The organism is Streptomyces sp. NPDC052042, from assembly GCF_044548345.1.
In the GTDB taxonomy this organism is placed as follows: domain Bacteria; phylum Actinomycetota; class Actinomycetes; order Streptomycetales; family Streptomycetaceae; genus Streptomyces.
The window spans coordinates 65,560-78,120 of sequence record NZ_JBIUBU010000015.1 but is presented as its reverse complement, the minus strand read 5'-3'; the positions used below and the strand labels follow the sequence as shown (position 1 = coordinate 78,120).

Below are 12,561 nucleotides of genomic sequence, written 5' to 3'. Positions count from 1 at the left end.
GGTCCGCCCCACCCGCAGGTGAGCGGCTGGGGGCGAACGGCGGGGGGGGCGAACGGCCCGGAGGCATCCGGCCCCGAGGCCGAGCAGCAGCCGGTCAGAAGCGGTCCGGAGACCGATCGCATCGGGGGAGCGGCGCGCGGGGGAGCGGGGCGCGGAGGAAGGGCGCGCGGGGGAGTGGGGCGCGAAGGAACGACGTGCGGGGGAGCGGCGCGCGGGCCGGGGCCGGAAGGGCGGTCCCGGAACCACGAAGCCCCGGAACCACGAAGCCCGGGCGGGGCGGGGGCGTGAGGGCCGAACGGGCTCGTTCCCGCTCCTCCCCCCGTACCATGCGGAAGCGTGAAGCTGACAATTCTGGGCGGCGGCGGATTCCGGGTTCCCCTCGTCTACGGAGCACTCCTCGCCGATCACGCCGAGGGCCGCGTCTCGTCCGTCGCCCTCCACGACATCGACGCCGACCGGCTCACCGCCGTGGCCCGGGTCCTGTGCGAACAGGCCGCGGACGTCCCCGACGCGCCAGCCGTCACCGCCACCACCGATCTCGACGAGGCCCTCCGGGGCGCCGACTTCGTCTTCTCCGCGATCCGCGTCGGCGGACTCGCGGGCCGGGCAGCCGACGAACGCGTCGCCCTCGACGAAGGAGTCCTCGGTCAGGAGACGGTCGGGGCGGGCGGCATCGCGTACGGGCTGCGTACCGTGCCGGTCGCCGTCGATCTCGCCGAGCGCATCGCACGGCTCGCCCCGGACGCCTGGGTCATCAACTTCACCAATCCCGCCGGCCTGGTCACCGAGGCCATGGCCCGCCACCTGGGCGACCGGGTGATCGGCATCTGCGACTCCCCGGTCGGCCTCGGCCGTCGTCTGGCCCGGGTACTGGGCGCCGACCCCGACCGGGCCTGGGTCGACTACGTGGGCCTCAACCACCTGGGCTGGGTCCGGGGTCTGCGGGTCGACGGGCGCGACGAACTTCCCCGGCTGCTCGCGGATCGCGACCTCCTCGGTTCCTTCGAGGAGGGCAGGCTCTTCGGCGTCGACTGGATCCGTTCGCTGGGCGCCGTCCCCAACGAGTACCTGCACTACTACTACTTCAACCGGGAGGCCGTCCGCGCCTACCGGGCGGCCGAGCGGACCCGGGGCGCCTTCCTCCGGGAGCAGCAGGAGGGCTTCTACGCCCGGATGAGGGACCCGGACACACCCGCCCTGGCGGCGTGGGACCGCACCCGGGCCGAACGCGAAGCCACCTACATGTCGGAGAACCGGGAGGTCGCCGGGGCCGGTGACCGCGACGGCAGCGACCTCGACTCCGGCGGGTACGAGCAGGTGGCCCTCGCCCTGATGAGGGCCGTCGCCCGCGATGAACGGACCTCGCTCATCCTCAACGTCCGCAACCGGACGACGCTCTCCGTGCTCGACGCGGACGCCGTGATCGAGGTGCCCTGCCTGGTCGACGCGAACGGGGCCCGCCCCGTCGCCGTCGACCCCCTTCCGTATCACGCGGTCGGCCTGGTCACGGCGGTCAAGGCCGTCGAGCGCGCGGTGCTCGACGCGGCGGGGAGCGGCTCCCGCGCCGCCGCCGTGAAGGCGTTCGCACTCCACCCGCTGGTCGACTCGGTGACCGTCGCCGAACGGCTGCTCGACGGCTATCTCAAGGTCCACCCCGGACTCCGCTACCTCGACCGCCGCTAGGCCGTGCCTTCGAACGGGCGTCGTACGGGGTGGGGCGCACCGGGCGGGTCCCGGTGGCCACGGCCCGGCAGCCGTTTCGGCGTGAAGCCCTGCCGGGCACGGGTCCGACAACGCGCGAAGCCCTGCCGGGCACGGGGTCGTCGGCCGTCGAGGTGCACAAGCCTGCCGGGAACCGGGCCGTCAGCGCATCGGAACGGTCTCCGATTCCCGTTCCAGCGAACGGAGTTCGGTGCTGACCAGGAGATGGAGCTGTGCCTCCAGCCATGCCTCGGCGGCGGCTCCCGGCTCGCCCGCCGCCGTGTCGTCCAGCGCGTCGAGAAAGGTCCGCAGCAGCGTCGCGGCGCGGGTCAGGCCGGTGTGCGACAAGGCCTCGGCGGCGTCCTCGATGCGGAATCGCGCCGGGAGCGGCAGATGGCGCAGACCGCTGTGCGGCACCGCCGACAGCGCGGACACCGCCTCGTCCAGCGCCACCACCAGCGGATCGGAGGGGCGGCGGTCCACCGCCGCCAGGGCCGTGGAACCGTCCCCCGGCGCCAGGTCGGGCACCACGACTCCGGTTGGGGTGAGCACCGCTATCGGGTCGATCGTGATGCCCCCGGCACTACGGCGCACCGCACCGCTCACATGTGTGGCGCCGTCCCCCAGCGCCGCCGCCAGGGCGTCCAGAGCCCCGGGGCACTCCGGCCGGTAGGAGGACGTCAGCAGGGCGGACCTCCCCGAGGCGTCGCGCACGACGGCTTCGAGGCGCTGCTCCGCCGGGTCGTAGCCGACGCTCTCCACCGCCGACAGTGCGACGAGATGGACGGACTCAGCCTCGACCCGTGGGCGGATCAGCCGCGGCGGTCTTCCCTCCCAGCCCGTGGTCGGCGCGGACAGATCCCTTAGGAGCAGGGTGTCGGGGAGTTCCGCCCAGGCCGTGCCGACCGGCGTGACGGTCGAGGTGCCGAGTCTGCCGCGGCCGACGGTCAGCGCACGGCTCGCCGTGCGCCGTACGTTCTCGCTGACCAGGCTTCCGGTGGCCAGTGCGTCGAGCCGGGTGGAGAGGACACGGCGGGCGGCGAGCAGATGGCCCGTGAGCTCCTTTCCCTCGGCGGCCGTCCACGCCTTGCGGAGGACGAGGACGGCGCCCGCGCCGGGATGAGCGAAGTACACCTCGCAGACGAGGTTCTGGGACGTGCCGCGGACACGGCAGCCGAGCGAGGTGAGCCGGACCCGGCGCAGCGGGGTGTCCCCGGCCTCGCGTGTGCCCAGTACGCCGGGGAGCGCGGCGGCCCGCCGCCGGGCGTGCACCTCGGTGAGCAGGGCGGCCACCGACTCCGCGCGGTAGCGTGCGTCGCGGTCGGCGTACGCGGTGAGCTGGTCCGCCAGATCGGCGAGCGCACCGGCGGGCCAGTGCAGCGACCGGGCCGCCAGGCCGGCAGCGGCCCGTGCCAGGGCGCCGCCGTGCACCGGTCCGACATGTGCCACCCCCTCCGCCAGCACTTCATCGGCCAGTTCGGCGGCGGCGTCCAGCGCCGGTCCGGCCGCCGACGGGGCGGTCGGGAGGCCGCCGACCCGAACGGATACGGACCGTTCCCCGTTCCCCGCCGCGTCGGCCGCCCGGAACGCCCAGACCGCGAGCGCCACCATCTCGCCGCGCAGCGCGGCGGTCGCGTCCGTCAGTGCGTATGCGATCTCGCCGGACACGGGGAAGCGCACCGTGCAGGTGGGGAGCTCGACCCGCGGTTCGGGACGCTCCGGGGACGGATGGTGCACCACGGCGGCGTAGCCGCGGTCGAAGGTGCGGCGGGCCGCCGTGAGCGGACGGGCACCGACCGCCGCCGCGAGCACTTCGTCGGGGGTGTCGCCGGGCGACCAGTCGGCGACCGGGGCGGCGGTCCCCGGGCCGTCCGCGTCGGCCGTACCGGATGCGGCTTCGCGTTGGTAGGCCAGCACCAGGCCGACGAGATGGCGGCACACCCCGGGCGCGGCGCAACCGCACGTGCCGTTCTCCAGATCGGTGCCGGGTGGAAGGGCGGTGGTGGTCCCGTCGGGGAAACGTGCCCGCAGCGTGGTGTCCGCGTCGGCCGTGAGGTCCGGCGCCGTCCCCGCGTCGAGCTCCTTCGTGGCCCGCTTGACCAGGCCGCGGTTGGCGAGCTCCGCGAGCGTGTCCGGGGTGAGGGCGAGCAGATCCGGGCGTGCGGCGGCCATGCCGCTCGGTGCTTCGCTCATCGGCCCAGCCTCTCCGCGACGAACTCGGCGAGATGACCGGGTGTCATCGCCCCCACGTGCGCCCCGACCTCCGCGAGCCGCCCGGCCGTGCCGCGGTCGTAGTCGGGCTCGGCGTCCTCGTCGAGCGCGGCCAGTCCCAGGACGGTGCTGCCCTGCTCCACCAGCGACCGCACGGAGCGCACCAACCGGTAGCTGTCACCGCCCTCGTAGAAGTCGGTGACCAGCGCGACGATCGTGCGCCGGGGATTCTCCACCAGTCCCGCGGCGTAGCGGACGGCACGCGCGATGTCGGTGCCGCCGCCGAGCTGCACTCGCATCAGCAGCTCCACCGGGTCGGTCACGTCGGCGGTGAGGTCCACCACCTGGGTGTCGAAGGCGACCAGATGCGTCTTGAGTCCGGGCAGACCCCACAGGCAGGCCGCCGTCACCGCTGAGTGGATCACCGATCCGGCCATCGAACCCGACTGGTCGACCAGCAGGATCAGCTGCCACCGCGTCATATGGCGACGAGTGCGGGAGTGGAAGTGGGCGCGCTCGATGAGCAGACGACGCTCGTCCGGCTGGTAGTGGGCGAGGTTGGCCCGCACGGTCTGCCGGAAGTCGAAGTCCCGCGCCAGCGGCACGCGGCTGGGTCTGCGGGAACGGGTGCCGTGGAACGCCCGGCGGACCTCGGGCCGGAGCCTGTCCAGCAGCTGCCGCACCACCGACTCGACGATGCGCCGGGCCAGCCGCAGCACCTCCGGGTTCATCAGATGCTTGGTCCGCAGCACGGCCCGCAGCAGCGTCGGGCTCGGCTCGACCCGCTCCAGCACGGCGGGGTCGGTGACGATCTCCTGGATGCCGTACCGCTCGACGGCGTCCCGCTCCAGACGCTCGATGGTCTCCTTCGGGAACAGCCGGTGAATGCCGTCGAGCCAGTCGACCGTGGTCAGGGCGGACGGGCCGTCGCTTCCGGTGCGGTAGGTGGTGCCGGAGCGGCGGACACCGCGTTGGGCGAGGTCGGGGTCGCGTCCGTACAGCCAGTCGAGGGCGGCGTCCCGGCCGGCGTTGCCGGGCCCGAGCGGGCCGGTGTGCCGCTCGGCGGCGGAACCGAGCAGCAGCCGCCAGCGCTCCAGCCCCGCGTCGGGCGCCGTGCCCGGACCGGTAGAGTTCTCCGGCGCGGGAGCCGCGCGCGGACCGGCCGGGGCAGCGGAAGCCGCGTCGCAGCCGGCACCGGGTGCGCGCACTGGGCCGGGACCGTCCGCGTGCGCGGGCGCCGCCGCACCGGCCCTCGCTGTCGCCGCGGGCGCCGGATCGGGCGTGTGTTTGGGTGTGGTCATGGGGTGGCTCCCAGGTCGTAGCGGGCCAGCAACTGGGAAACGGACTCCTCCAAGGCGCGGGCCCGGGCGATGAGCAGTGGGTCCGCGGTGGTCCGCAGCAGGGAACGCGACGAACCGCGCACACCGCGCCGTTCCAACAGGCGACCGGCGATCCGCTCCCGTTCTCGGGGCGGGAAGAACGTGAACGCCTGACGCAGCGCGGGCAGCCCCGCCAGGAACGCGTCCTCGGGCAGCGCACAGACCAGCCCGTCCAGCACGTCGATCAGCGACTCCGCGCCGTCACCGGCCTTCTGCCCGTCCGCCGGTGGCACCGGCTGCGTCATCTCGTCGCGGGCGAGCGCGAACAGACCGGCCAGCCAGTCGCCGAGCGCGTCCGCGCCCGCCCTCGCCACCGCACCCACCGCCTCGGCCGGATCCCGCGAGGTCTCCGGGCCCGCTGCCAGGGCCCGGTGCAGTCCGAACGCGGCACCCCGCAGATCGAGCGGCGCCTCCGGATCGCCGCTGATCCGCCATGCCGTCGAGGCCACCGCCTCCGGCCGGACCGACAGCAGTCGGGGCGCGTGCCGCACCGCGTCCCGGACCGCCACCACGGCCTGCAGGCGTGGAAAGTCCACGCCTGTTCCCCCGCGCGCGCCTTCGAGGAGCCACACCAGGCGTTCTGTCGCCCGGTCGACGACCCCCGCGAGCAGCGGGCCCCGCGCCACCCCGAACACCCGGTCGTGCCGCCACAGCCCCAGGGCCGTGGAGAGGATCTCTCCGAGCGTCCCGACGTGCTTCAACTCGACCGTACGAGAGGAGATCTCACCGAGAAGCCGCTCGGAGAAGCCGTCCAACCCGCACAACACGGCGTCGAACAGGGTCCGGGCCAGACCGTCCGCCCCGGACTCGGCACCCCGGGCCCGGTCGGCGAGCGCCACCGCCGCCGCCTCGGCGAGCGTCGCCCCGTACGCCCCCGCCTCGACCAGCGCGGCCTCGCGTCCGGCGGCGGGCCGTGACTCCCAGGCTTCCGTGAACACCGGGTCGACCCCGTGCTCCGGGCCGAGGACCCGGACATGACCGGGAATCCCCAGCACCCGCAGCCGGTGCAGCACCCGGCTGCGTTCCAGATCGGTGGCGTCCGCGAGGTCGAGCCGGTACGACGCCTCGGGGCCGCTGTCGAGCGACAGCGCGGCCAGCCGCGCCGCCACGTCGTGGATCAGAGGAGGTGCCGGGGTGTCGGCGTGGAGCCGGCCGACGCGGTCGCCGCTGCACGCCGCCACCATCTCGACGACGGCGGGATGCGCCCCCGCCTCCAGCGGGCCCCGGCTCGTCCACGGAAGCGGACGGTCCAGATCGTCCGTGATCAGGGCGCCCGCCAGACCGTCGAGCACATCGATCCGGGCGGGGCACGGATGGCCGCGCAGCGTGGTGAGCCCCTGTGCCAGAGCTCGCGCGGCGATCAGATCGGCGGTGGACACGGGCACCTTGCGGGCCCGCAGCCGCTCGACGACCCCACGCATCAGCCCGTCCGCCGCGACCTGCGGGCCCGCCTCCCACACCTGCTGGTAGTAGCCGGGCGACGGCATCCCCGACTGGTACCCGGCGAAGGCGTCCAACTGCCGGAAGGAGTACGGCACGAGGAAGCTTCCAGCCAGGGCCCCGTCCGGCGGGGCGGGCACCCGCGGCCATCCGTCGGCGCCGTGCTCCCACCCGTCCGTCCCGTCCCGGCCCGTGTCCGTCCCGTCCGCATGGTTCCGGCACGCGTCCGCGTCCTGCTCCCGGCCGCCTCCTTCGCCGCCGCCGGGCAGCCCGGCCTCGGCGAGTGCCCGGAGCGCGGGCTGATGGAAACCTCCGGTCACCACCAGCACCGGCCGATCGCCTGCCGCGGCGACCGCCGCCCGCACCCATGCCGCCATATAGGACTCGCGCGCCCGGTCGCCCGCGTCGGCCTCCGCGTCCCCGCGCACCAGTGCGAAGTACGCGTCGAGCCGCTGTGCGAGACCGTCGTCCGGCTCGACCTCGAACAGCCGGTCCCACAGGGCGTCCGGCGAGTCCACCGCGAAGTGCCGGCACAGCCGGTCCGTCGCCTCCGCGTATCGGGCCTCCGCGTCGGCGTAGCGGTTGGTGCGCTCGGCGAACGCCGGATGCCAGGCCGGAAGGTCGATGAAGCGGACCTTTGCCCCGGCCGCCCGCCCCGCCCGCAGCGCGACCCACTCCGGCGAGTAGTCGCACAGCGGGGCCCAGGAGGTCGCCGCCCGGTGCCCGTCGCGGTAGTGGCTGAACACCGCGACGGGCAACTCATGCCCGAGCAGGAGTTCGTCCAGCCGCCCGTTCATCTCCGCGGGACCCTCGATGAGCACATGGGCGGGGCGGAGCTCGCCGATGGTCCGCTCGACGAGCCGTGCGCAGGCGGGCGAGTGGTGCCGCACCCCCAGGAACACCGCGGACATCAGTCGGCCAGCAGATGACGCGCGTCGTACAGGGCCTGCCACGCCGGACCGCGACGGTGCGGCACCTGCTGCTCCAGATAGCGGCGCAGCCGGGCCAGGTCCTCCGGGCTGTCCTTGGCCGCCGTCCCCGCCAGGCACGCCACCACATCGGCGGCACTGCCCGGTTCGCCGCGCAGGAACCAGCCGCGCACCCCCACGGCGTGGGCGACCGACACGGCCTCCGCCGTGCTCATCACCGCCGAGGGGCGGTCCGTACCGGCACCGGGCCCGCCCTGTCCGCCGGCCCCGGCCCGCAGCTCCCGGAACGTCGCGACCAGGACCTCCAGCACGTCCCGGTCCGGCGGCGGCTCCACCCCCGAACGCCTCAGCAGGGTCGCCACCTCCGCCTCGACGAGCGCCAGTTCGGTGTCCAGATCGGGAATCGGGAAAACCGTCTCGAAGTTGAACCGGCGCTTGAGGGCCGCGCTCATCTCGTTGACGCCCCGGTCCCGGGTGTTGGCCGTCGCGATGACGTTGAACCCCTGCCGGGCGAAGACCATGCCGTCCGGCCCGGTCAGCTCGGGGATCGCCACCACCCGCTCGGACAGCAGCGACAGCAGCGAGTCCTGCACCTCCAGCGGGCAGCGCGTGATCTCCTCGAATCGCACGATCCTGCCCTCGGCCATGCCGCGCAGCATCGGTGCCGGTACCAACGACCGTGCGGAAGGCCCCTCGGCGACCAGCAGCGCGTAGTTCCAGCCGTACTTGATCTGGTCCTCCGTGGTGGCCGCGCCGCCCTGCACCGTCAGTGTCGAGTCCCCGCTGACCGCTGCGGCGATCAGTTCGGACAGCAGCGACTTGGCGGTGCCCGGTTCCCCGACCAGCATCAGTCCGCGACTCGTCGCCAGCGTCACCAGCGCCCGGTCCACCAGCGAGGGGTTGCCGACGAACTTCCGGCTGATGCCCGCCGCCGCGTCGCCGACGACGAAGCGGCGTGCCGCGCGCAGACTCAACTCCCAGCCCGGCGGCCGTGGGTCACGGTCCTCCGCACGCAGCGTCGCGAGCTCGTCCGCGTACCGCACCTCGGCGGGGGGCCGCTGTACCTGCCCGGCCACGTCTTCCGGCGTCCCGTCGCGCCGCTGTTCGTTCCGTGCGGTCATGACGTGGCGTCCTCGGTGAGTCCGGTCAGGTCGACGAGGAGTTCCGACACGGTCACCGGGTCCAGTCCGCTGAAGCGGAGCGGGTACTCACGCGCCGGCCAGTGGTCCTGGGGACGGGTGTCGAGCCACACCGTTTCGAGTGTCTGCTCCGGGAACATGTCGACCACCCCGACCGCGATGCCGGTGTCCAGGGCGATCACCAGACAGCGGTCGTCGGCCAGCCGCTTGGAGATCCAGCGCTCCACCCCGGCGTCCTGCGGCACCCCCCGCTCCCAACCGTGCCTTTCCAGTCCGAGGACCTTTCCGGTCGGCACCTTGAGGCCCTCGAACCGGGTGAGCCGGTACCCCTCGCGCTCCTCGTCGGACAGGGCCAGCACGGTCCGGCCGAGCTGCGGGAAGGGCTGGAGGATCTCGTAGTCGGCGAACACCTCCGACCAGGCCGTCACTTCACCGTCCAGGTGCAGCGGATGGGCGAGCCGCACCGCCGCGTCCTCGGCGAGCTCGAAGACCTCGTCCGCCACGTCGGCGAACGTGCGGTCCTCCGCGACCCGGAACGCGTTTCGCGCCCCGTCGTCCGTCTCGCTCAGCCACACCAGCCGGCGCACCAGATGCCACAGCAGCGGATGGGCGACGAACAGCTCCCGGAACTCCTGCGCGGTCCAGGAACGCCCGGTCACCATCGCCGTCTCCAGTCGGCGTACCTGATCCGAGGCGATCGTCCGGACGTCCTTCTTGAGCGCCGTGAACCGCTTGCGCTCCGCCGGGGCGAGCTCCCCGTCGTCCCGGACCCCGGGCTTGGGCAGATCTTTGCGGCGCTTGCCGTCCTGGTCCAGCACGTACGGTCGCAGCTGCTCGTCGAAACCGACCGTGAACGTGCGCGTGCCGTAGTCGACGACCGTCGAACCGTCCGCGTCCAGACCCAGGTCGGGCACCAGCCGGTCGGCGAGCTGCTCCCCGGTCAGCCCGAGTCCCGCGGCGACCTCGGCGATCTTCTCCTGGGCCCGCGCCTTCAGGCCCTTGAACTTCACCCGCTGCGCGATCCCGTGCAGATGCAGCAGCGCGACGTCGCTGCCGATCGAGGCCAGCACGCCCAGGCCCTCCACGGCCCGGTGGTGCGCGCCGTCACCGGGCCAGGTCCGGAGGACGGGCGTGAGCCGGCGCACCGTGTCGTCGTCGCCCAACAGCCCCAGCGCGTGCAGCACCCACGACTCCTGCGCGGGCATGTTGGCCAGTTGCCACTGCTCGAACAGGGCCCAGGCGAACTCGGCCAGCGAGGCGGCTTCGGCCGTCTCGACGAGCGAGGCCACGCCCGGGTACACCTCGCCCGGCTTCGACAGCGCCAGCATCGTCATCGCATGGCGCACCGACCGCTCCGGCAGCGCGCCCCCGGAGCGCACCAGGACCTGGGGCAGCAGTGCGGGCTCCGCCCAGGCGGGCAGCTCGGGCATCTTGGCGGGCAGCGCCCGCTCCAGCGGATCCGCGACCAGCAGCGCGTCCACCGCGGCCAGCGCCTTCGCGCCGTACCCCCGGGCCGCCTCGCGCACCGCCTCGTCGCCGTGGAGCGAGGCGACCAGCGTCAGCGCCTGCTCGGCGACGCGCCGGGCCGGGCCGGCCTTGCCCACGGCGTCGGGCACCAGGAGCGGGGCGGCGGCCACGCCGTGCCGGGTGAACCAGGAACGCGCCGTCACCGCCACGGTCTTCAGCCGGGCCGCCCAGTCCGCCATGTGCCGGGCGACCCGTACGTCGACGAACGGGAGCAGCACCGGCGCCAGCGAGGCGGGCTGAGCGGGGGCGACACGCAGCAGGACCGGCAGCGCGGCGACGCCGAAGCGGGCCACGACCGGCTTGAAGGTGTCCTGGGCATCCCACATGTCGGACGGATCCCAGGTCGCGAGATACGGGGCGACCAGCTCCTCTGGGCCGTGGATGTAGAGCCAGGCCGAGGAGATGCCGCCTTCGCCCAGGGCGTGCCGAAGGGCGGGGTCGTCCGCGTCCCAGCCCGTCCACCGGCCGTCGGTCCGCTCGGTCGTGTACCAGGACGAGGTGGCGGCCCAGGACTCCCGTTCGCCGGGCAGCCACTCGGCCGAGGGGACGGACTCGGCGGTCAGGCCCGTCACGACGAGCGGCTTGGCCGTGGAGCGGGGGCGGGACCAGGGCGGCGTCGTCAGGACCTCCGCAAGGGTGTCCGCAGGGGCGTCGGGGACCAGGTCCACCGGGTTCATCAGCGGTTCCACGATCTCGACGACCTCGGCGTCCAGACCGGGAAGCGCGTGGGACACCACCTCACGGCTGACCGCGAGATGGACCTGGAGCAGCCGGCGGGCCCGGTCGGCCGACGTGCCCGACCCGCGCCGTGATTCGGCGGCCAGCAGACGCGTGGCCCGAACCGGGTAGCGAGGCATGGCTTCGAGGAGCGCCGCACGCACATGCTTCAGATCCGCGTGTGCCAGCAGGGCGAGGAACGCCTCGTCCGAGGGGAGCTCGACCAGGGAGTCGGCGGCGGACTTCACCGCGTCGGCGAAATACGTCCCCTCCTCGAACTGGGCGGCCAGTAGCGGAGCGAGGGCCGTTCCGATGCCTTCGGCCAGCGTCGCGACGAGCGCCGCGTTGTAGGCCAGGGGCGGCCGATGGGTGAACAGCGCCGCCTGGTGGCCGGAGTGGAGCGAGCTGAACATCGCCGTCAGCAGGCTCGGGTCGTCCTCCTCCAGCACCCGCGGGTCGGCGCAGAGCTCGTCCACCCAGGCCGTCTCGCTCGGCACGAGACAGGAGACGACGATCCTGTGCGGGAGGTCGGTGCGGCAGTCGGCCAGGGCCGCGACCGCCGCGCGGTACGTCTCCTCGTCCGCCGCGGCGAGGAGCGCGCGGACCCGGTCCATCACCGGCCGCCGGTTTTGCGACCAGTACGTGTGGTGGGGGCGGGTGAGCACCTTCAGCTGAGGCATCGTCCGCGAGCTGCGGACCTGCTGCCACGTCGCCTCGACCGAGAACAGCTCGGCGGCGGCACGCGCGGCGAACGGCAGCCCGTACCGCTCGGTCCACAGGTGCGCCCAGGCGGAGTCGGGCAGGGACAACGGGACGATCGTGGTCAGCAGGGCGGCGCCGACCGGCGTCGGGTCCCCCGCGAGATGTGCCCGCAACTGGGCGGCCAGCCCGCGGTCCGAGTCGGGGGAGTCGATGAATCGCTGGATCCAGCTCGCCTGCTCCGCGACCTCCGCGTCGATCTTCTCGAACGCTCCCGGCGCGACCCCGCTCGGCACCCGGGGGAATCCGCCGCGCCGGGGAAGGAGCATCTGCTTCCACCGGGTGGGCAGCGTGAAGGTGTCCTCGTCGGGGAGGACCGGCGGCGCCTCGGCGGGAAGAGTGTCCGGGACCGTCGGGACGGCGGGCACCTGCGAGGTGCCCACCTCGCGATACCCCTTCTTCTCCTTTTCCGCGATCGACGAGCGCATCTGCTCGGCCGCGGCCTCGGCCGACGCGTACTCCTTGGTCTGCGTGCGTCCGGTGCTCCCGCGGCGTCCGTGACGCACCGTCACCACGGAGCCCTCGGCTCCGGTCTCCCAGAACTTCGACGCGGTGCCTTCGACGTATTCCCAGCGGCGCACGAGCCCGTCCCCCTTCACACCTGGACAACCCGCACTCCGACGGGCTTTCGATCAGTGGTGCCACAGTAGAAGGGACCACTGACAACCCGGCGCGGCCGGTTTGTCCGCCGGGTGAACCCACAGGTCGACAGGGGTGCGGGAGACCGGGGGAGGCCACCGGGAGGAGCGGCGGCGCAGC

The 12,561-nt window shown here is 73.8% G+C and carries 6 protein-coding genes; 1 reads left to right on the top strand and 5 read right to left on the bottom strand.

The annotated features are described in order from the left end of the window. Positions 1–336: 336 nt before the first annotated feature. A complete protein-coding gene (locus ACIHCL_RS23505) occupies positions 337–1,683 on the top strand; it encodes a 6-phospho-beta-glucosidase (RefSeq protein ID WP_399864499.1) in 1,347 nt (448 codons plus the stop codon). Between the two features lie 180 nt (positions 1,684–1,863). On the opposite strand, the gene ACIHCL_RS23500 is transcribed toward ACIHCL_RS23505, so the two are convergent. From ACIHCL_RS23500 to ACIHCL_RS23480, 5 genes are read right to left on the bottom strand one after another with little or no spacing between them, the layout of a single operon-like run. Then, positions 1,864–3,894, bottom strand: a complete 2,031-nt coding sequence (locus ACIHCL_RS23500) for a hypothetical protein (protein WP_399864497.1) — start codon at positions 3,892–3,894, stop codon at positions 1,864–1,866. Next, on the bottom strand, positions 3,891–5,213 hold the full coding sequence (locus tag ACIHCL_RS23495; protein ID WP_399864496.1) for a VWA domain-containing protein: 1,323 nt from the start codon (positions 5,211–5,213) through the stop codon (positions 3,891–3,893). The genes ACIHCL_RS23500 and ACIHCL_RS23495 overlap by 4 nt, the downstream gene beginning before the upstream one ends. Next, entirely contained in the window at positions 5,210–7,642 is a 2,433-nt protein-coding gene (locus ACIHCL_RS23490; protein ID WP_399864495.1) for a DUF5682 family protein, read from the bottom strand. Before ACIHCL_RS23490 ends, ACIHCL_RS23495 begins: the two co-directional genes overlap by 4 nt. Further along, positions 7,642–8,781 carry an AAA family ATPase gene (locus tag ACIHCL_RS23485; RefSeq protein ID WP_399864494.1) on the bottom strand — a complete coding sequence of 380 codons (1,140 nt, stop codon included), beginning with the start codon at positions 8,779–8,781 and terminating at the stop codon, positions 7,642–7,644. Before ACIHCL_RS23485 ends, ACIHCL_RS23490 begins: the two co-directional genes overlap by 1 nt. Then, the gene (locus ACIHCL_RS23480; RefSeq protein ID WP_399864493.1) at positions 8,778–12,383 is read right to left on the bottom strand and encodes a DUF4132 domain-containing protein; all 3,606 of its coding nucleotides are present in this window, start codon (positions 12,381–12,383) and stop codon (positions 8,778–8,780) included. The genes ACIHCL_RS23485 and ACIHCL_RS23480 overlap by 4 nt, the downstream gene beginning before the upstream one ends. Positions 12,384–12,561 lie beyond the last annotated feature (178 nt).

Excerpts from the sequence above, each read along its gene's own strand:
- ACIHCL_RS23500 (WP_399864497.1), bottom strand. The coding sequence starts at position 3,894 with ATGAGCGAAGCACCGAGCGGCATGGCCGCCGCACGCCCGGATCTGCTC.
- ACIHCL_RS23495 (WP_399864496.1), bottom strand. The coding sequence starts at position 5,213 with ATGACCACACCCAAACACACGCCCGATCCGGCGCCCGCGGCGACAGCG.
- ACIHCL_RS23490 (WP_399864495.1), bottom strand. The coding sequence starts at position 7,642 with ATGTCCGCGGTGTTCCTGGGGGTGCGGCACCACTCGCCCGCCTGCGCA.
- ACIHCL_RS23485 (WP_399864494.1), bottom strand. The coding sequence starts at position 8,781 with ATGACCGCACGGAACGAACAGCGGCGCGACGGGACGCCGGAAGACGTG.